This is a genomic window from Brevibacillus sp. HB1.1 (assembly GCF_013332445.1).
In the GTDB taxonomy this organism is placed as follows: domain Bacteria; phylum Bacillota; class Bacilli; order Brevibacillales; family Brevibacillaceae; genus Brevibacillus; species Brevibacillus porteri.
This window is the reverse complement of sequence record NZ_JABMIV010000010.1, coordinates 171570-192497: the sequence shown is the minus strand read 5'-3', so window position 1 is coordinate 192497 and position 20928 is coordinate 171570. Positions and strand designations below refer to the sequence as shown.

At 50.7% G+C, this 20928-nt stretch carries 12 protein-coding genes; 2 read left to right on the top strand and 10 right to left on the bottom strand.

The window, feature by feature from the left end; translation table 11 throughout:
- Positions 1–8 precede the first annotated feature (8 nt).
- From HPY27_RS23375 to HPY27_RS23350, 6 genes are all read right to left on the bottom strand, one after another.
- Positions 9–2336 (bottom strand): bifunctional Gfo/Idh/MocA family oxidoreductase/class I SAM-dependent methyltransferase, encoded by a 2328-nt coding sequence (locus HPY27_RS23375; RefSeq protein WP_174226091.1) that lies wholly within the window; start codon positions 2334–2336, stop codon positions 9–11.
- Positions 2337–2345: 9 nt separating this feature from the next.
- Positions 2346–3461: a saccharopine dehydrogenase family protein gene (locus tag HPY27_RS23370; protein ID WP_174226090.1), complete on the bottom strand. Its 1116-nt coding sequence runs from the start codon at positions 3459–3461 to the stop codon at positions 2346–2348.
- A gap of 107 nt (positions 3462–3568) precedes the next feature.
- Positions 3569–12643: a non-ribosomal peptide synthetase gene (locus HPY27_RS23365; protein ID WP_174226089.1), complete on the bottom strand. Its 9075-nt coding sequence runs from the start codon at positions 12641–12643 to the stop codon at positions 3569–3571.
- Positions 12644–12672: 29 nt separating this feature from the next.
- A complete protein-coding gene (locus HPY27_RS23360) occupies positions 12673–15633 on the bottom strand; it encodes a salicylate synthase (RefSeq protein WP_017252055.1) in 2961 nt (986 codons plus the stop codon).
- Positions 15634–15947: 314 nt separating this feature from the next.
- Entirely contained in the window at positions 15948–16682 is a 735-nt protein-coding gene (locus tag HPY27_RS23355) for a 4'-phosphopantetheinyl transferase family protein (RefSeq protein WP_017252056.1), read from the bottom strand.
- 4 nt (positions 16683–16686) lie between these two features.
- Positions 16687–17466 carry a thioesterase II family protein gene (locus tag HPY27_RS23350; protein WP_174226088.1) on the bottom strand — a complete coding sequence of 260 codons (780 nt, stop codon included), beginning with the start codon at positions 17464–17466 and terminating at the stop codon, positions 16687–16689.
- Positions 17467–17915: 449 nt separating this feature from the next.
- On the opposite strand from HPY27_RS23350, the gene HPY27_RS23345 reads away from it, so the two are divergent.
- Complete coding sequence (locus HPY27_RS23345; RefSeq protein ID WP_174226087.1) at positions 17916–18524, top strand: MptD family putative ECF transporter S component; 609 nt, start codon at positions 17916–17918, stop codon at positions 18522–18524.
- 82 nt (positions 18525–18606) lie between these two features.
- Here the strand turns inward: HPY27_RS23345 and HPY27_RS23340 are convergent, their stop codons facing one another.
- From HPY27_RS23340 to HPY27_RS23320, 4 genes are read right to left on the bottom strand one after another with little or no spacing between them, the layout of a single operon-like run.
- On the bottom strand, positions 18607–18882 hold the full coding sequence (locus HPY27_RS23340; RefSeq protein ID WP_017252059.1) for a hypothetical protein: 276 nt from the start codon (positions 18880–18882) through the stop codon (positions 18607–18609).
- A 39-nt stretch (positions 18883–18921) separates the two neighbouring features.
- Complete coding sequence (locus HPY27_RS23335; RefSeq protein ID WP_026043364.1) at positions 18922–19203, bottom strand: hypothetical protein; 282 nt, start codon at positions 19201–19203, stop codon at positions 18922–18924.
- A 26-nt stretch (positions 19204–19229) separates the two neighbouring features.
- Positions 19230–20009, bottom strand: a complete 780-nt coding sequence (locus HPY27_RS23330) for a hypothetical protein (RefSeq protein ID WP_254612971.1) — start codon at positions 20007–20009, stop codon at positions 19230–19232.
- A 20-nt stretch (positions 20010–20029) separates the two neighbouring features.
- The gene (locus tag HPY27_RS23320; protein ID WP_017252062.1) at positions 20030–20428 is read right to left on the bottom strand and encodes a hypothetical protein; all 399 of its coding nucleotides are present in this window, start codon (positions 20426–20428) and stop codon (positions 20030–20032) included.
- A 93-nt stretch (positions 20429–20521) separates the two neighbouring features.
- On the opposite strand from HPY27_RS23320, the gene HPY27_RS23315 reads away from it, so the two are divergent.
- Positions 20522–20776: a hypothetical protein gene (locus HPY27_RS23315; RefSeq protein WP_174226086.1), complete on the top strand. Its 255-nt coding sequence runs from the start codon at positions 20522–20524 to the stop codon at positions 20774–20776.
- The last annotated feature ends 152 nt before the right edge of the window (positions 20777–20928 follow it).

The following is a 20928-nucleotide window of genomic DNA, read 5'->3' as shown; positions in this document are numbered from 1 at the left end:
TCTCCTATTTAAATGAGCTTCGCCATTTCGTTTTCGTTTGGGGAAAGCTGCTGACGTACGCCAACATCGATGTTGTTCTTGATGAGGAACAGCTTTTGTCCAAGTGGTGCCAGTGGGTGAGACTCCTCAGGCAAGACCGCAAGCTCCTTGACACCTGCCCGTTCAAAAACATCGAGCCACTGCTGGACAGTCATGAAGGTCGATTGCGTATTTTTCCTGTCATCTACTGGTGGAGTCATCATGAAAGCTTGGGAGATGAGCATTTCTACGAATTCTCGAGTTGGCTCGGTAATAATCATCCAGCCTCCTGGAGCAAGGGTCTTCAACAGCCCTTGGATGACTTCATCCGTATCCCGCGCGTTGTTCAACATGCCTGCCGCAATCACGATATCGAAGCTGCCTTCTGTGAGGCCTTGTGCAAACAAATTTTTGTCGATATCAACCACCTGATATTTGATCCATGGGCAAGCTTTGTAGCGTTCACGTGCAGAGGATAAGAAAAAGTGGGACACATCCGTGTACACATACTCCACATGCAGTCCTTTGGAAACAGACCCCCTCAGGCGGTCCACAACCACATCACTCGTTGCTCCAGTCCCAGCGCCTACCTCCAGAATGCGAAGCGAGTTTGTCGTAGACGCGATCCGCGCTACTGCCTCTGCGACCGACTTGTTCAAATAACGCGCCACAAGGGTGTCCCGATAAAGCGCATTGGCAACATGCATACGCCCCTCAGGAAATAGCAGCAAAGCAGCTTGTTGGGTATCATCCATCAGCTGTGGCAGCCGATCCGCATTGTCCTTGAGATAGTCCATGACGAGCGGTGAGCCCAGCTTGCCATTCCAGGCATTTTTGGCTAAATCCCACCGTCGTTCTACTTCCTCTCGCGTCATCTGAATGCCGCATTGATACTCGCCAGCAGCAAATTTCAGGTAGCCACGGTCCGTCAGTATGTGCAGCCAGCGCTTGATGACTGGTTGATGACGCTCTGCTATGTTTGCAGCAGTGAAAATATCTGACGCCGCAAAGGAATGTTGTCCCGCTGTCAGTGCTCCTTGAGATTGCAGCGCGAGCAGCATGGAGGCCACCGCAGCTGCATCCAGGCGCTCAATGCACGTATTTACCTGCACAGCATCGATCCCTTTTAGCTCGCTCTCGGCAGACACCGTGCATACAAAAACATCGTTATTTTCCGCCAAAGTCGCATCATTAGGTGATGCAGTGCCGTGAAATTCGTCATCTGGAATGCTCCAGGCTGCTTGTTCGAGAGACGCTAACGTCAATGGCTCATGACTGCCATTCGAGCGCAACACGGGATATCCCAATGCCTGCGTCCATTCTTGCCACTGTCGTGAGCACAATAGTTCCTGCTGCGCGCGTGTTTCCATCGTAGCCTTATCGACCTGCCCCATGATCCTATCTCGCATGATGAGTAAATCGCGTCCGATAGCTTGCGGCCACTGATTCGTAAGAATGTCCCGATAGGTCGGCGTCTCCTGCGGTCCCAATATGTGTGTACTGTTTTCCAGCATGTGTGCGGGTGGGGAAACTGTCAGCTCACCGTGAATGTCGGGAAGATCCGGTACGTGCAGACGCGCCTGCCACACGACAGGGCCATGCGTGTCTGTAAGCGACAAGCTCCCGCCAGCTACACCAATCGTCACGCGATGCAGTAAATGCAGATGGTTGTCTGGATCATCCGGATCGACTTCATTGTGGGCGCGCAGCGTAATTGGAATTTTGCCCAGCTGTCCGATCAACACTTGAAATGGTCCCTCATCTTTGATGACATGACTGATTTTCCACGGACGAATAGAAGGGAGGGCTTCCTGCAAAATGTGCATGAGCGGGAAGGACACCTGTGTAGCGCAAGCAGCTTCGATGTACAAGGCAGGCTGCACAGCCAGCATCGTACGAGCGCAAGCAATAAAGCGGCGAACTGCAGGCAAATGTACGTAGAGATCGCCCGTCATAAAATGAACACCGTTCTGCTTGGCATGCTTTAGGCACAGCGCCAAATCTTTATGGTGGATCGGCTCTTCCGAAATGACGTGAATACCCTTGGCAAGCAGTTGGATCGACAGCTCTGTTCCATTGCCGCCCATCACGGTGGAACGCAATACGACGCAAGCCAGATCAATGTCAGCAGGTAACTGATTGACATCGGTGTACAGCGGGATGCCATTTCGCTCGGCGCATTGACGCGAGCGTTCACTTCCTTTTGCCAGCAGCCCTACCAATTCAAACTGCTCAGGCAATGCCTTCACCGCTTCCAAGTAGAACTGTCCAAAGCGGGAACCGCATACCACGGTACGCAATTTACGATTCTTTGTCATACGTCCCCCCTACTTCATTTCCATGATGGAATGCATGAGTTCGACCTGCTGCTCGCGAAGCGCATCAATCAAACCTGTCGCCGATACGCCTTCTGCCACGAAAAAGCAGCCTGTTTTTCTGTTCGGATCTTCCGCGATTAAGTGAGCCACTGTGGCCGCGATGATGCCAGATATCTGATTCCAGTCGCCCGGATACAGAAGAGTGGAGAAGACCCGCACATTTTTACCGTCACGCTTTCCGGTCGCATGCAGGTGGAACATCGTAAAATCCTTCACACCCGGCTTCTTCGCCACAAACTGTTCCAGCAGCAGCTTGGCTGATGCTCTTTTTTGTTCCTCGGTTTTGTATTGCTGCAAAGCCTTGATCATCACAAATTGATTCAGGATGGCATTGCTTTGATAGCTGTTGTAAAAATAAGCGGATTCGATTTTATGCTGCTTGGTCATGAGGCCGAATTCCTTTGTCACTACCGGATATGTGTCGCGCTTTCCAGCGGGATGCGGCAGTGTGTAGTTGCGATGGAACGGCCCGTCTATTTTTTTGACCTCGCCTTGCTTGAAGTAAGACATTCCCCATCCGGTATCTTCTTCAATGCTGCAGACGATGTCATATGCCGCATTGAGTGAAAATCCGCCCTGCCCTGCAAAAAAGACTTCGAGCAAATCGATTTCGTCCAAATCATTTTCAGCGACGTAAGCTGGGAAAACTTCCGACAGCCCCGGGTAAACGCCAGCAGAGATGATAAACAGCAGTCCCTTTTCCTCGATTTCCTGCTTTCGCGTGAGCAATTGTTGATACAGATGCTCATCTCCGGACACATCTACGTAATGAACCGCATGTTTGAGGCATGCGACCGCAACTTTATCAACAATTTGCTTGGAGGGCCCTGCACAATTGATAACGAGATCGACTTGACCGCAAAAGTCATGCAGTTCCTCCTCGTTGCATACATCCACCTGCTGGCATTCCAGCCTACCTTCCGTCCCAGTAAAAAGCTCACTTAGCTTTTCGAGATTTCTACCGCCCAGCAAAATCGGATCGTTCGTTCTAGACAAAATCGTTTGAAAGGCTGCATGGCCTACAACACCAGTCGCTCCCAAAATGCCAATCTTTTTGATACCCAATGTTCTCTCCCTCCTGGCCTGCTCCCCGCATTCTTCTTCCAAGAAAAGGCGGAGCTGCTCCTGCCACTGAGTCGCAGCCCACCTACTCATCTGCGGTTTTTCTTTTTTTAAATGGTCCCCTCGTCAAAATCCGCTGCGAGATCTTCCGTTGCCTGTGTGCTCGTCTTGATCAGCTCGGCAAGGGTGCAGATCGTGGAAGCTTCAAACAAGCTTTGTAAAGACAAATCAATCTGGTATCTCTCTTTTATAAGATTGAGGCATTGGATCGCGCGCAATGAGTCTCCACCCCGCGCAAAAAAGTTGTCGTGGATGCCGATTTCCCCTACACCAAGCACCTCTTCCCAGACCTTGGCGAGCTTGACTTCGATCTCGTTGGAAGGCGCTACATGCGTCTTTTTCGGCATACTTGCCTTTCTTTTGCCAAGCTTTGTGATTGCCCTCCGATCTACTTTTCCATTGGCGGATAGCGGCAGCTCATCCAGCAACACGTACTCACTTGGTACGATGTAGTCAGGCAAGCTATTCCGCAGAGCTTCAGACAATTTTTCCGGCTGGAACAAACGAACCGCCTCCGGTGCTTGCGCCACAATCAGATGGCGCTCGAACGCCTCTGCGACCTGAGCTTTATCCGGAATGGCAAGGACGTTAGCGAAGCCTTGTTGTTCCAAGCCCGCTCTCCATTGCTCTACCGTAAGCAGAGGAAGATAATTGGCTTTGCGCTCATCCTCCAGATGGCTAAACCCATCCTCGAAGAAGCCGACAGTGGTTAGCAGCAGACGACTGTTGCGCGTCGACTCGACCAGGAACAGAAGCCCCCCAGGTGCGAGTAGCCCTTTCAAGTACGCCAGCGTTTTCCCTATATCACGAGAGCGATGCAGCGTATTGTCCGCAACAATGACGTCAAACGAATGCGGATCATAGCCTTGCGCAAGCGGTGCCACGTTCATGTCAAGCTGACCGTACTCCAGCGGAGCCTGCTCTCCCCATTCCTTCTTTGCCCTGTCGGTAAAAAAGGAGGATTCGTCGACGTATAAATAACGACTGCGTTCTGCAGGCAAGGTGGACACCAGTGTTTGTGTCAAGCTTCCGGCTCTCGTGCCAAGCTCTAGCACCCGCAGTGTCTTATCAGACGGATGGTGGTTTACGATACTGCCAAACACCGCCCCGGCAAGGCTGCTGTAAAACTCCCGCGTCAGGTCAAAGCGGCTCAAGCCGGCAGGTGTTAAGAAAGCATCCTCTGCTAGAAAGAGCTCCAACGGATCGAGCTCACCAGTTAACAGACCAATAAACAACGGATAGTCGCGGCGGAAAACGGCTTCGAGCTCACGTGCTGCTTCCGTACGAAGCGAGGATGCTGACAGAACAACATCCGGCACACCTTCACGCAATGAACGCAGACTCACGTACGTACCCGCAGCGCGTTTTTCCAGCAAGCCCTCTTCTACCAGCACTTCCAGCCAATGCGCAAGCAAGGTCTGGTAACGAGGATGAATCTGAAAACGATCCATGAGCTCCGCAATTGAAGTGCTTTCTCCTACTTGCGAGAACATCCCCATATGCTCAAGCGTGCGGCACATATAGGCTGTGCTTACACGGTCAGCCTCCATCAGGAATTGCGTGACGACTTCCACATCGACACTCGCAGGAATGGTATCGGCCTGTGCGTGACCCATGCTGTTAATCGCCTGCCAACGAGCAGCACTTGCAGCGGGGTCGGCCTGCTCTGTTTCGAATAACGCGGAATCCTTTTCGCGATCCAACACCACATACCCGACCAAGCGCTTTTCATCCGCACCGTCATCTGGCACGGCCACGACAACATCTTTGAGCCCTTCATGGCGTTTCAATGCCGTCTCGATCTCGCCCAGCTCAATCCGGTGCCCTCTGATTTTCACCTGGAAATCTTCCCGACCGAGGAACTCCAACGTGCCATCAGGCAAGTAACGGCCCAAATCCCCCGTGCGGTACAGTCGTTCTCCTGTCCCCGGATGCGTAATGAATTTTTCATTCGTCTTGTTTTCATCTCTCCAGTAGCCTTTGGCAAGCCCAATGCCACTGATAAACAGCTGTCCCGGCACCCAAATGGGGCAATCCCCCATCGATTCGTTCAGCACATGGTAGCGCTGATTGACCATTGGGCGACCGTACGGAATGCTTTTCCAGCTAGGGGCGATGTCTTCGATTGCGAAAAGATTTGACCAGATCGAGGCTTCTGTTGCGCCGCCCAAACCGATCACCTGAACGTGAGGGAAAAAGGCCTTGATCTTGTCTGGCAAATCCAGTGGAATCCAATCACCGCTCAACAAGACGAGACGCAACGATTGTGGCAAGTGAAGGTTTCTCCCCACGGCGTATTCGATCAGCATCTGCATCAGCGCCGGAACTGTGTTCCACACCGTCACCTGCTCGGCTTCCAGCCACTCCAGCCAGTGGGCAGGGTCTTTGGCTTTATCAGCATCCGGCATGACGATCGTTCCACCCGCGGCAAGCATGCCGAAAATGTCATAGACCGACAAATCGAAATTCAGATTGGACAAAGCGAGCACCCGATCCTGTGCCCCCACTGCAAATCGTTGATTGATATCTTCAATCGTGTTGACCGCGCCTCGATGGTCGATCATGACTCCTTTTGGCTGGCCCGTCGACCCTGATGTATAGATGACATAGGCCAAATCCTCCGGCTGTCCGGCAACTGATGCCACTGGGTTCACCGTGCTTGCCTCGTCCCTTGTCATCATCTGGTCCACAATCAGTCTCTCCACATCCAGAGGCCAGTCCAATCGCTCATCCAGCCAAGACTGCGTCAGCACGAACTGTACTTGTCCATCATGCAAAAGCTGAGAACGTCGTTCCTCTGGATGCAGCGGATCAATCGGTAAATAAGCGGCCCCGGATTTCATAATCCCGAGCGTCGCTGCGACCTGCTCCCAGCCTTTTTCCATCACGACAGCGACCAACGTATTTGGTTGGACCCCTTGTGAACGCAGCCACTTCGCGATTTGGTCAGCAGCGTCAGCGAGCTCCCCATAGGTCAATGTCCGCTGTGTGGAGATCACGGCAGGCTGATCCGTTTGGCATGCAGCTTGTTTGTCAAATAGTCCGACGAGTGTCTCTGAGGATACAGGCGCAGCCGTATCGTTTGCGGCGATTCTTTCTTCCAGTCGAGGGACAGCAATCTGGCTCGGTGCCGACTCTTGCCATACCGCATCCTCTTCTATCAGTCGATGCAGCAGCTCGCAATAAGCCGTAAACATGTCAGCAAGGAGTCCTTCTGGAAATAGTCCTTCTACGGCATCCCAGATTAACAGCAGTTCTCCGTCTTGCTCGACCACTTGATGGTCCAGCCATACCTGCGGCGTCTGCGTGATGTTGTAAACGAGCTTGCCCAGCCATTTTCCATCGGAGTCAGACCCACTCCACTGCTCCACACCCAATGCGCTCGTAAAGACAATCGGCATGGCAACACCGTTATGCTCTCCTGTTTGCTTCGCCAATTCGCGCTGGACTTGAACTCCGCCCACATAGGGATGGTCCAAATCGCGCCATAGCTGCTGCTGCAAATTACGGCCGCGTTCCAAAATCGTCTCGCCAGCGGACAACTCGACTGCCAGCAAGGTTAGCGTAGTGAAGTCCCCCACGATTTCGCCTACCTGCGCGTGCAAGGGCAATCGATTGAATTGCGTCAGGTTGATCGTAAAACGCGAACTCTTGCTCCATGCACCGAGGGTTTCGGCATACGCTGTCAGCAAGATCCCGGAAGGCGTTAGACCGACCTCTGCTGTCCGCTTTTTGAGCCGCTGCCATGCTTCGCTATTGATTCTGGCTTCTAAACGATGGAAGCGCTGGTCGGTAATCGTGTCAGGATTTTTCGCCAAAGGCAGCTGTGGTGCTGGCGGCAAATCAGGCAATCGATCCATCCAATAGTCCAGATCGCGTTGGTACAGCTCTGTAGACTTGAGCGCTTCTTGCGCCAGTACATAATCGCGGAAGCTCATATCCAGTGGTGTCATAGGCGCATCCGGCTCATAATACAGCCTCGTCCACTCGCTCAAGAGGTGGAACATGCTCCACCCGTCAAAAATCAGGTTGTCAAAGCTGATATGCAAGCGAACCCGTTCGTCTCCAAAGCGGGAAGCGCGCACCTCGAACAACGGCCACACATCCGTAGACAATACCTGATGGGACATTTCTTCCCGAATCGCTTGCAGCTCGGACTCAGCTTCTTCGGCAGATTGGTTCCGCAAATCAGTGACCTCGATCCGGTAAGCAGGTACCTGCTCCAAAATCTGCTGACGCCAGCCATCCGGCAAAATCACGGCCCGCATCATTTCATGGTGGTCAATTAACCGTTGCCAAGCTCGATTGATCTGCTCCAGGTCCAAGTGCTGCCCTTCGATTTCGAAATAGCAATGCGTGGAGACATGGCCCAAGGCGTAAACACCACTGCGCCCGACCCAGTAGGCTTGCTGGATATCCGTTAGCGGGAAAGGCTGATGCCTGTCTTGTGGAGCCAGTACAATTGCTGGCAAGCCTGACGATGTTCCTTTTTCCTCGAGAAGCATCTGCACATGCTGGGCCAGTCCGGCAATCGTCGGCTTTTCAAAAATGCGCCCTAACGACAGCTCTACCGCAAGCTTGCTGCGAACCATCGCACTGAGTCTGGTTGCCAATAACGAATCTCCGCCGAGCTCGAAGTAGTTGTCTGTGACGCCTACCCGTTCCACTTCAAATAGCTGGCACCAAATAGCCGCGAGTGCTGTTTCGATTGGTGTCGTTGGAGCTGTATACGCTTTTTCTGCTTTGGCCTTCATCAGGCTGTCAGGAGTAGGCAGGGCTTGCCGATCTACCTTGCCGTTTGCAGAAATCGGCAGTTCGTTCAACAAAAGAAAAGCGGACGGAACCATGTAATCAGGCAGCTTTTGACTCAAGAAGCCGGGTAGTTGTGCAGCATTGAAGCGCTTGGCTTGAAGTGGCGCCTGCGCAACCAGTACATGCTGACCAAAATCGTTGTCTTCTGGGAAAGCTGACACTTTTGCAAAGGCTTGCTGCTGCAAAGTCTGCTGCCATGCTTCCACCGATAACAAGGGGCGTTGCTCATTACGCCGCTCATCTTCGAAATGCGTAAAGCCATCTTCGAGAAATGCCGTGCTGATTTGCTGCAATTGGCTGTTGCGGGTCATCTCCAGCAAAATCAGCATGCCACCCGGAGCCAAAAGGGTTTGTACATGCGAGAGGGCCATCCCGATGTTTTTCGCACGATGCAGGGAATCAGAGGCAATCACAACGTCGAACTGATGTGCTTCAAAGCCTTGAGATAGTGGACTTTGATTGATATCCAGCAGTTGATCGTGCACAAACGGGTACTCCCGGAACCTCGCTTTTGCGGCATTTGTAAAGAAAGTCGAGGTGTCTGTGCATGTAAAATGTGTCGCATCTGCCGGGAGTACAGCCAGCAATGATTCCGTCAGCGTTAGGCTCCTCGCCCCGATTTCCAGCACACGTATCGGTTCTGATTCAGACCTTTCTCCAAAACGATGGACCAGCCTTTCCACCAACGCCAGTGCCGCTCTGTCACGATGCTTTGCACCAGGGAGTGTCTGCATCAGATCATTCGGAGTCAGACTGAATTCCTCCGAGAAGAAATGGGCCAACGGGTCAAGCTCGCCACGCAACAGCGCAACACTCTCGTCATTGACTTTTTCCAAATAACGTAAAAGGGCTTGTGCATGCGGTTCCCATGCGGGCGATACCTGAGTGACCTGCGACTTTTCCAACCATTCAGTCAGGTTCGCCTGCGTGATGCTGTAGACATCCGATTTGTCTTTACGGACAAGACCTTCGTCCTCCAATGTTTGAATCCACTGTCTGACCAGCCCGCGATAACGCTCTTGAATCCCGCAGCTATGCATCAAATCATCGAGGGAGTAGTTGGCATTTTGCTCAAAATTCACTCCCACCATCTCCAATGTGCGGTAAATGAATCGAACAGCAAGTTGCTCCATGTACGTCCAAAACGAGGTGAAATCTTCCGGTCTGATGCTTGCAAAATGCTCCGATAAGGTCTGCACACGCCCCGTATCTATGACATCTGCCCACAGTTCTTCACTCTTTTTCGGATCAGCCTCTACACGATCAAACAGCGCTGACTCGCTTTCCCGTTCTGGTACCACATACCCAACCAGTTGCCTGTTCTCGCGGGGATCACCTACCGCTGTTACAACTGCATCGCGAATTCCCGGATGCTGCTTCATGGCCGATTCGATTTCACCCAGCTCGATGCGATGCCCTCTAATTTTCACCTGGAAGTCCTTGCGCCCGAGAAATTCAATGGTCCCATCCGGCCAATAACGTCCGAGATCACCAGTCCGATACCAGCGTGAACCGTTCCAGTTGACAAAGCGCTCTTCGGTCAGTGCAGGATCACCCCGATAGCCTACTGCCACACCTGCTCCGCCGATCCACAATTCTCCCTCTACCCAGTCAGGGCAATCACGTCCAAGTGCATCAACAACCCGATAAGCCTGATTCGTGAGTGGTTGACCGTACGGAATCGATGTCCAGTGAACAGGCAAGGGCAGCGTAACATCAAAAAAGTTGGACCAGATCGACGCTTCTGTCGCTCCGCCCATCGCCACAAGCTGGCTGTTCGGTGCGAGCTGATTCAGGCGTTGCGGTAAATCGAGACCGATCCAGTCCCCAGAGAGCATGACTAGGCGAAGCGGCAAGCTCTCATACGATCCGCTCTCCGCAGCAATCAAGAGCATATCGAGCAGCACGGGCACAGAGTTCCACAGCGTCACCTGATGCTGATCCACCAGTCTCGCCCAATGAGCCGCATCCCGTCGTAACTCTTCGCCTATGAGCACAATCGAGCCGCCTACACTGAGCAATCCGAACAGGTCGTAGACAGACAGGTCAAAATCAAGTGAGGAAACCGCCAAAATCCGATCCGTATGCCCGATTCCGTAGCGTCTATTTATTTCTCTAATGGTGTTCCATGCCCCGGAATGACTGATTTCTACTCCTTTTGGTTCACCCGTAGAGCCAGAAGTAAAAATGATGTAGGCAAGGCTATCAAAAGAAATCGGCACGGGTTCAGCCAGCGGTGAGACATTCAACGCATCTGTAACCGACAGAACAACAGCGTCTTCCGGCCACTCCAGCGTTTGCGCAATCTCCGTATCCGTAAGCACATAGCGAATCCCCGCTTTTTGATGAATGCGCTCGCGCCTTGTGGATGGCTGCCCGATTCCAACCGGGACGTAGCATGCTCCTCGTGCCACGATACCAAGAACCGCAGCGACTTGATCGATTCCGCGCGGCAGACTGACTGCCACAGGGTCTCCAGCTTCAACGCCTTGCTTTTGGAGATACGCTGCAATCTGCAATGCGTACTGCGCTAACTCGCCATACGAAAACGTAGTAGAAGCATGACTATCGATTACGGCCAGCTCGTGTGGATTCTCTCTTGCATAAGCAAAAAAGGCACTGTGCAAGCATTGACTCGATTGCGTCTGTGTATTATCTACAGCCTGATCATTCCTCTTCTGTTCCAAATCGGGGAGCAGCACGGATGCGGCTTGCCAGTCATTGTCCTTGGTCACCAAAGAGTTCATCAGCTGGCAAAAAGCGCCGAACATTTGGTCAAGCATCCCGTCAGGAAACAGGTCATCAACCGCATCCCACGCCAGCAGGAGCCCGCCGTCCATTTCATACGACTGGAAATCAAGCCATACTTGCGGCGTTTGCGAAATCATGTAAGAGAGCTTCCCCAACGTGTCACGGCATTCGTCATTGATCAGCGGCGTACCCAAATTGCACGCGAACACCACGGGGGCAAAATCCCGCTCTCCCTGACGGACACGCGTCAGGTCGCGCTGTAGCTGAACCCCGGAATAAGCCGCATGTGCTACATCCTGATGAAACTGCGATTGGACAGATCGCACCCGCGCCAGAAAAGAGGTTTGCTCCCGCAAGTCAACCGCAAGCAGTAGCAGATTGGTAAAATCGGCAACGACGTCTTCAATGCCAGCGTCTCCGGTTTGGCGATCGAATAGCGGAATGTTGATGAGAAACTGCGAATGGGTGCTCCAGCGATCCAGTACTTCAGCATAAGCCGTTAACAGTACCATCGCTGGTGTAACCCGCTGTGCTGCGGAGCTTTTTTGCAAAAGTGCCCATTCGGCTGCGTTCATGAAATGTGTCCGTCGCGTAAAAACAGGCGACTTGATCATTTCTGGCTTTTCCTTCAGCGGCAACCCTGGCGCTCCCGGCAATGTGGAAAGGCGCTCCTGCCAATAGCGGGCTGCTTCCTGTTTGTCCTGTGCCCGACGCTCTGCCTCTTGCCCGAGATAATGGGCAAAGCTCCAGTTGGTCGGGGCAAGAGGCTTGCTGCCTCGTGCATATGCTGCCGCCAAATCGCGTAATACGATGTGCAGACTCTGTACGTCAGCGACCAGCAAATCCAGATCAAAATGGATGCGGGTGCGGCCTTCTGGCAACAAGCTCAGCTCCAAACCGGCTACTTCTCCCGCTTCCACCGCCAGACGACGATGGGACAACCGATCTCGTATACGATCTAGCTCCCGTGCCAATTCGTCCTCCGAAAAAGACCGCAGATCATGGACCGCTACTCCAGTGGCTGTAGGGGCACTCATCACCTCTTGCTGTCCATCTGCCAAAAATCTTGCCCGAAGCATCGGATGGTGCATCAGCAGCTTGCCCCACGCTGCTTCCAATCGATCCGGCTCCACGCCCACACCATCGATTTCTAAGTACGCATGGCACCCGATTCCTCCGAGAGGCTGATCATCCTGGCGTCCAATCCAGTAAGCGTATTGCACATCCGTGAGTGGAAAGGGCACATTCACCTCCAGTGCCACATCTGCTTTTCTTTCGTCCACCCGTGGAAGCGAGGCGCTACTTTTTTGCAGCAACGCCTGCCAATCACGCAAGGTAGGAGCACCGATCAGCTCGGCAAACGTAACCTTTGCGCCTTCCTTGCGCCATTTGTTAACCATCCTCATCATTTGCAAAGAATCCAGTCCCAGCTCGATCAGGTTTTGATCATCGGAAAACGCAACAGGCGCGGGCAGCAACGCCTGAATTTGCCTCTTCATCTCCTCATAGCTCAAGGAAGCGGCGGGACTTGCGGTCAGACTGTCATTGAGCATTTTGGACATCCTCGTTCCCTCCTCTCTCGTGCAAGCCCCTATTCTTTTCCAATCAGCTGTCTGGAGAAGCTGCTCAGTTTTTCACGCGTTTCTTCTAGTTCTCTGGACGGCAAAGACATTTCGACGACACCAGCTCCGGCATGAAGCCAAGCTTGGTTGTCCTTTTGATAAATTGTTCGCAGCACAAGCGCCGCATCCATGGCACCGTCGCTGTCAAAAGTCATGACGCACCCACTGTATAGACCTCGTGACACGGTCTCCAATCTGCCAATCGCTTCGATCGATTCTTTTTTAGGGATTCCCGAAGCGGTAACAGCTGGGAACAATGCGCGGAAGGCATCCCATGAGTTGCATTCTTGTTTCAGTTTCCCTTTCAAGCGAGAAGCGATATGCTGAACCGTTCCTCGGCTAGCTACTGACATAAAATCGTTCAAGACGATACTTGTTGAGTCGCAAACGATTTTCAGCTCTTCGAATGCCAGCTTGACGGAAACAGCGTGCTCGGCAATTTCCTTCGGATCATTCAGCAGCTCTTCTTTGAGCCTGTTCTCCTCGTCTTCACTGCTGCCTTTTGCTCGTGTTCCCGCGAGTGGGAATGTACTCACCCATCCATCGCTATCGACCTCTACTACCGTCTCCGGGCTAAAACCGGCTGCACCGAGTCCATCCAAGCTAACGAGGAAAGAGCGGGCCGGCGTATTCACTCGTCTGCCAGCTATATAGCTCGCAACCAGATCCAGCTCGTGATCAAGCGGAATTTTCCGCGACAAGATGACCTTATGGTATTTGCGTTCCTGAATCTCGCGTACACCTTCTGCCACGTTTTGCATGTAGGCTTCCGCGTCGTATGTATCGGCTTGCGGGACGGACAGCTTCGGTTTGTCCACTCTTTGGGTCAGCTGTTGCTCGTCTTGCGTATTCATCGACAGCTCGCTCAGCAGTTGGCTGAATTCGCTCCGCTTCTCTTCACGCAAGGCTCTCAATAGGACCGTTCCTTTGTTGAAACGCAGCTCGACCTCAGGAATGAACAGCTTGAGCAAGCCATCCTCTTCTGGCATGAGCGGCAAGCCTTGATAATAACGCGCCATGCCAAAGTTAACCGTTCCATAAGCGCGCCAATTTTGAATCGGCACCTGTGCCATTGCTTTTTCGAGCGTCTCACTAAGCTCATTGTTGTCGAAACGGAGAGTCTCGTTGCGATAAGTCAACGTCGTCTGCTCCCCATCTACATAGAGAAGCGCATGAATCCCCATTCCTAGCGAAAGCTCATCTCCATTTTCATAGAGCAGGTAGTTTTCATACCCGCTGCGCTCTGCAATCAGTGCCGCTGCCATATGCCCATCACCCGCAAAAGCAAATGTTTCTTCCAGATAGGCAATTTCCGCTGGCTTCGTCTCTGACTTTGGCGCTAACGCCAGTTCTTTTAGCTTCGCTTTATTGACTTTTCCGACGCTGGTCAGCGGCCAGTAATCGATGAGTTCGATTTGGTCCGGCATTTTGTAGCGTGCCACTCCTTTTTCCTGGAAGAAGGCATGGACGTCCGCCAAGCTGATCATTTCATCGTCGGTGATCAAAAATGCGCAGCTTTTCTCGCCCAGTACTGGATCGGGAAGTGTGATCAGCGCCGCGTCTTTAATTGCTGGGTGCATGCGCAGGTACGTCTCTACTTCAGCTGGCATAATTTTTTCACCCGCTCGGTTGATTTGCTCTTTGATCCGTCCACCGATTTGAATTTTTCCTTCTGGCGTGATTCTAGCCTTGTCCCCAGAGCGATAGAAGCCATCAGGCGTAAAGCTCTCGCGGTTTTGTTCCTCTGCTCTGTAGTAGCCGCGAATTGTATACGGTCCCCGCACAATCAACTCTCCGTATTCACCTGGCGCGACATCGTTTCCATGTTCATCCACGATTCGCACTTCATCCCCTTCGGAAATCGGACGACCCTGGCAGCTGGTAATGATCGACTCTGGATCATCCAGTGATGTGCAGCAGATGAGCCCCTCGGCCATTCCAAATACTTGCTGGAGCTTGCATTTCCATTCTCGCGTGATACGGCTGGCGAGATTATCATCCAGCATGGAGCCTCCAACCTGAAGAACCTCCAGACTCGACAGATCGCTTTCTGTATCCCATTCCAGCACTTCCTGCCATACTTGCACGATCGAAGGCACGAGGCCGGTAATGGTCACCTGCTCTTTCTCAATCAGCGGAAAAGCTTCGTCGCAACTGGTAGTTTTACATAGCACGATCTTGCCACCAACGGACAGTGTGCCTAAGATACCTGGGCAGCACAGAGGGAAATTATGTGCAATCGGCAAAACGGCAAGATAGACGCTTTTCTCTGTCAGTTGGCAACGAGCTGCGGTTGCTTTTGCATTGTAAACGTAATCTGCGTGGGTTCTAGGAATCAGCTTGGGTATCCCTGTCGTACCACCAGACAACAGCAATAACGCAGTGTCTTTGTACGAAGGGGCTTCCAGCTCGATTGGCGGTCCACTTATCTCAGCCAAGTTCCGCCCGATCGGACTGTCCCCATCCGTCATGACGAATTTGACAGACACATGCCTTTTGACTAAATCTTCTGCCATCTTCGTGTAATCAAAACCGAGAAACGTCGTTGGAATGATGTAGGCAACTGGCCTCGCGAGTGCAAAAATCCCGTCCAATTCAGCCTCTCTGTGGGCAGGCAATACGAGAATCGGCACAGCGCCGATGCGAAACAGGGCAAAGCAAGTCAGTACGAAAGAAATTCGATTTGGAAGCTGGACGGCTACATTGTCGCCTTTTTGAATTCCCATGTGATAAAAACCGGAAGCAAGCGCATCCACCTTGCTGTCGAGCTCGCTATATGTGAGTCTCTCCTCGTCCTCCACCAGCGCTTCTTTGTTTTGGTACTGTTCCGCCCATTTGCGCAATTGCTGCCCAAGTGTCAACGGCTCCCAAAAACCACGCTGTTCATAAGCTATTGCAGCTTGCTCATACCACTCCGTACTTACTTTCATTCCGTCCTCCTCCTGTGTAACTGCGGGTCACTCTTTGCGCCCGAAGCCGGATCATGCAGAGTACTGCCTTGTCGGTGTACGCATCATGTTGGTTTGTCTAACAACAAGATATTGATAGTGATTCTCATTGTCAATTTCATCCGTAAGCTGTTTTTTCTACATTTGGGAAAAATAGGTTGGATTATCTTCCGTTTTCTCACGATTTCTTCGTTTCTCACTGTAAGATTTCCATATTCTTACACACTTATATAGTCTCATTAAACCCGATAAAGTTTATCAGTATAATAGAAGATTATCGTTCCAACTACTCCGATTCACGGTCTTCCTATCCCGAATGCAACTGCTCCGGCATAGCCTCTGCCAGGCGTAAACCCGTGAATTTTCCACTCCCCGCTCCTGATTCCATCTCCGTTTACCGTGAAGCTGCCATCCAGTTTTTCCATGAAAAAAGAATCGAGAGGACGGCTAAGGCCCTCCCCTGTCGCTTTGACAAAAGCCTCCTTGCGTGTCCAGCAATCAAAAAAAGCTTGTTGCCGCTCATCAGAGGGTAAACGCAAGATTCCCTCTCGCTCCACAGGGTGAAAGTAGCTCATGAGCTGTTTCATTTCCGGGATGTGTCGCAAATGCTCCACGTCAACGCCGAGAAGGCGATCGCGAGAAAAAGCGACCGCCACAAGCTCATGCGAATGCGACAGATTGAAAAAAAGTGGTTCGGAATCATTGTTTGGTCCACATAAAAACGGTTTCCCGTTCGAATTGTACTCCCATTGAACCGCGCGAGGAAAAATCCCTTGGTACCGCCCAATCATTCTTCTCAGTAGTCCATGTGCGACAACATAGCGCTCCCTGTCAGCGTGGAAATGAAATCGTGCCCGTTTATCGAGTTCTTCGGCAGACAGATCGCCTTCCAGCTCCTGCATACTGTGTACCCATGCTTGCACAAACGTCAGCCAAATATGTACTTCCCCTTTAGCCAGTAACCAAGAGGACGATTCCTCCAGAGCTGATTTTGTCCTCTCAGACAAGTGGGTTATTCGCACCTGCTGCATCTCGTTAGCGCTCCTCTTTTCCTGCTACCACACTCCGGTATTGTCCAATCATTTTGGTTACAGATTGCAAGAGCACCTCTTTGTTTGTCGTCAGGAAAAAATGGCCGCCGTTTACCATTTCCAACGTAAATCCGGCACTTGTATGGCTAGCCCAAGCCTCCATTTCTTCCTGCGTGGCTTCCTGATCCTCAGTCCCGCAATACGCAGCAATCGGGCAAATCAGCGGGGGCTCCTCGGTATACACATAAGTTTCGTCGAGGGTAAAATCCGCACGCAACAGCGGCATGAACAACTCCATGAGCTCCTTGCTTTGCAGGATCGCCTCTGGTGTCCCGGAAAAGCGTCGCAGAGCTGCAACAAACTCATCTTCAGGCAAATGGTAAATAGGCTTCGGCTCCGGGAAGTGTGGAGCTCGTCCTCCTGAAACGATGAGGCCAAGCGGAAGACGACCCCATTTGCTCCGTACGGTACGTGCCAGCTCAAAGGCGATTCGCGTTCCCATACTGTGACCGAAAAATAAAAACGGGCGATCCAAATACGGATAAATCATTTGGGCCAGCTCTTCCACCAGCGTTCCCATATCTGAGTACGCTCGCTCGGCAATTCTATTTTCCCTTCCTGGCAGCTGAACTGGGTAAACACCGACATCACTGGGAAAAGCCTGTGCCCAGCCCCTGTAAATCGAGGCCCCTCCCCCTGCATATGGAAAGCAAAACAGGCGAATGCTGTCTTTTGCTTGTGGCTGAGTAAGCTGCCATGTTTTCGTTTTCGTTATCGCATCCATGCTCCTATGTACTCCTCCCTTTCGTCTCTTGCTTAAACGCTTTGATACAACGTACATGATAATGATCCTCATGCAACATTGCCAAATAGATACAAGTCCCTCCTTTTCCGTTTTCTGGTACATTTCCGTGATTTTCCCCGATTATCTCGTCCTACGTTCACCAGAATGATTATTTTGCAGATCATCCGACTTGTAATATTTTGGCGATTGTTCAAGAAAAACGGAAAAACACGGAGATAATAGGCGAAAAAGCTCGAAAAATATCCCAAAATATTGAAATATGGGCTTTTTTTATTTTGACAACGATTCTCATTATCAATATTGTGTTCTTATACTGACAACCGTGCGTACAGCTAGCAAACTTTTCCAGCATTCCTGCAAAAGGGGGATCGCAAGTACAGAGAATTCGTCAAGCAGATCGGCTACTTATGTCTGAGGGAGGATGTTACATGCAAGCCCAAACATCATTAGCTGCCCAAAGCGGCAGATGGACCATGCGGGATATTATTACGCTCGCGATCTTTAACGTCGTCATGCTCATATTGATGACGATTGCCCCGATTATTACCGTTGTTTCTCATTTGCTGGTTTGCGGCTTTACCGCGCTACTCAACGGTCCGATTTATATGGTCATGTCTAATAAAATCGCCAAGCCCGGGACTCTATTTTTTACAGCTGTCTTGACTGGATTGTATTTTGTCGGTTTTGGCTACGCGAATTACTTACTTACCTTAGCTGTTATCGGACTCATCTGCGAACTGATCCTATGGGGAAAAGGCTCTTATCTGAATCCTGTGCGCAATGCAATCAGCTATTCTGTTTTTTATGTCGGCTATTCGCTTTGCGGGGTTGTCCCGCTTATTTTCTTCCGCGAATCGTATCTCGCGACCTTGGAAAAAAGCTATACACCTGAGCAGCTTTCTGCGATGCTCTATTACTTTGAAACCCCCAGCATGATTCTCACCATGTGCTCGATTTCGTTTGTCGGCGGATTGCTCGGCTGCTATTTCGGCAATCTGTTGATGAAAAAGCACGTCAAAAAAGCAAAGCTGGTGTAATGCTCCGCGTAAAAAAACAAGGCATATTCCTCCTCGGTGATTCGAGTTGGAATATGCCTTGTAGACGTCTTAGTATCGTCCCTTATTGCCCTTCCATGGCGATTAAAATAAACGTGATAATTGCGGTTATCGTACCAAAGACGAAATATATACCCATAAGAATGGCCATTAACAACAAACCGGCTTTTGCCCAGTTTTTACGATTCAGATTCCCATCTGAACCAAAAGCCCAAACAAATAACAAAACAATATTCGCGATCGGAATCATCATGAACAACGAGACGATTATCCAATCTTTCATCGTCATGACCTTTTCGTTTTCCGCTACGCTTCCTTCCACATACGTTTGGTGATCCATTCTATACCCTCCACATTTTTTGCCAATCCACCGTTCTCGCTATTGTTCAACCGATGCTCCAATGAATGCCAAAATCAGAATAAAAAAGAATACGCATAAGTACAACCCGATGCAAACGCCCATAATCAGCAAGTTTGCTTTTGCCCAGTTCTTTCTGTTTAGATTTCCTTCACTGCCAAATGCCCAAACAAAATACATCACGAGGTTGACCACGGGTACCATCATAATTAAAAAAGTAATCATCCATTCCTTGACCGACATGACCTGTTCATTTTCAGGCACGTTCACTTGCAGTTGCTGTTGATGTTGCTCCTGTTCCAATTCGAAACCTCCCTGTTCTGTCATGATCAAATTTTCTCTACCCACAGCGTGCGAATCAACGCATGAGACAGTGGCTGCCATACAAGCACTTCTTCAGACTCAAAATGAAAGCTCCCGAGTAGTGCCCGCCCGTTCACCGATGTCGCGAACAAGATTTGATAGTAGGTTTTGTCCTCGACCGGAATGATGAATTCGCTGCAGGCAACCCTGCATCCATCCAGCTCGATCAGCTCATTATGTACGACCTGCAAGCCTGCCTGCGCCTTTTTGACTTGTGCTGTCATCGCTTGCACAGACGGTTCTACGCCGCTCATCGGCAACAGGTGTACCATATGATTCATGCCGAGCTGCCCGTCAAAGAGAACCTTCTCCTCGAATTCGAATCTGCGTCCTTCGTACTCCAGGTAGCCTTTTCGCACGCCATCCAAACACTCCGCAAGCGTCAATTGCACCTGCTGTTCTTCCATTTCAGCGAGTTGACGCCGTATCTGGATGCTGTTCCATACATCCAAAATCTTTTCATCCCAGTAGATCGTCATGGCTCTTTCCGCAGCATCCAGACTCACCACGATATACGGCTCCAAAACCCCCTGAATCTTAAAGAAATGATGTGCCTTTATCTTATCGGTATCTAATACAAGCCTCTTTACTGTTCCATTCAAATGAAACGCAGTCTCCATGGAAAGGCAATCTACAGCAGGTACTTGCATGGCCCAGTAAACGTTTCGCAGATTGGTTTCGCTGTCGATCAAATCGACGCGCTTCCATTGTACAATCGGATTGTATTTGGCAGTAATGGTTTTCATCCGCATTCTTCAGGAGAGTCTTAAACACCGTAATCCTCCGCTGCCTCTCTCACTTCCTCGTTTTTTGAATGCAATCCCAACAGGACGTATTCTTTAAGTAGCAACGGGACTATCTCCTGTACTACTTCCAACAATCTGCGATACTCCCATTCATCATCGAGGTCGATGCATTCCCGGACAATGACAGGCAAATGTTGATAAAGCCACTCGCTGGATATGTTCTTGAGCAGACCTCTTGCCAAGACAATCGGCCCGATATTTTGTCCATGGCAAGCGGACTCCAATAAGACCGTCAACACTTTCACTCCCTTTTCGAGAGGAACAGTGGTAATCGTATTTATGTCATCATAGGCTCCTGCGTATATTTGGTTGATGTCTGCTCTCATCCGTAGTTCATAAGGAGATTGTTTTCTTCTCATTGATTCCCTCACATGTCATGCCATTTGCACTTTTGTTACCATTTATAGGATGATAGTGAAAGAAATAGAACGCAAATAAAGGGGAAAAGCCGGATGGACATAAAGAAAAAACAAGTTTTTGTACAATTGGAGATAGCTAATCGGGACAACACAGATCTGCCATCATCGCTGGTTGAAACGTGCTACTCTCAGAGAGAATATGAAAACGATATGATCGAGGTTCATCAAGTTGTCGATCTGGGTAACCATAAAGGCAAATCGAGGTACTTAATTATCATCAATATTACGCAAGATTTAGATAATCTTGGGGAAGAAATCGATAACCCTTATATCGTCAAAGGCCCTTGAATTTTGTAATCCACGGTATGCATCAGTTTGCCCGCTCTCTCTAGAATATCCATGCGAAACCTCCTCCTGCCTCTACGGCGTTATTTTCCATTTTACTATAGATGTTCCAAAGGAGTTTGACGAATTGGGGAATGAAAAAAACCCGCTGGCGT

What these genes read in the sequence shown, in the direction of transcription:
- HPY27_RS23375 (WP_174226091.1), bottom strand. Translation starts at nt 2,336, where the DNA reads ATGACAAAGAATCGTAAATTGCGTACCGTGGTATGCGGTTCCCGCTTT.
- HPY27_RS23365 (WP_174226089.1), bottom strand. Translation starts at nt 12,643, where the DNA reads ATGTCCAAAATGCTCAATGACAGTCTGACCGCAAGTCCCGCCGCTTCC.
- HPY27_RS23360 (WP_017252055.1), bottom strand. Translation starts at nt 15,633, where the DNA reads ATGAAAGTAAGTACGGAGTGGTATGAGCAAGCTGCAATAGCTTATGAA.
- HPY27_RS23355 (WP_017252056.1), bottom strand. Translation starts at nt 16,682, where the DNA reads ATGCAGCAGGTGCGAATAACCCACTTGTCTGAGAGGACAAAATCAGCT.
- HPY27_RS23350 (WP_174226088.1), bottom strand. Translation starts at nt 17,466, where the DNA reads ATGGATGCGATAACGAAAACGAAAACATGGCAGCTTACTCAGCCACAA.
- HPY27_RS23345 (WP_174226087.1), top strand. Translation starts at nt 17,916, where the DNA reads ATGCAAGCCCAAACATCATTAGCTGCCCAAAGCGGCAGATGGACCATG.
- HPY27_RS23340 (WP_017252059.1), bottom strand. Translation starts at nt 18,882, where the DNA reads ATGGATCACCAAACGTATGTGGAAGGAAGCGTAGCGGAAAACGAAAAG.
- HPY27_RS23330 (WP_254612971.1), bottom strand. Translation starts at nt 20,009, where the DNA reads ATGAAAACCATTACTGCCAAATACAATCCGATTGTACAATGGAAGCGC.
- HPY27_RS23320 (WP_017252062.1), bottom strand. Translation starts at nt 20,428, where the DNA reads ATGAGAAGAAAACAATCTCCTTATGAACTACGGATGAGAGCAGACATC.
- HPY27_RS23315 (WP_174226086.1), top strand. Translation starts at nt 20,522, where the DNA reads ATGGACATAAAGAAAAAACAAGTTTTTGTACAATTGGAGATAGCTAAT.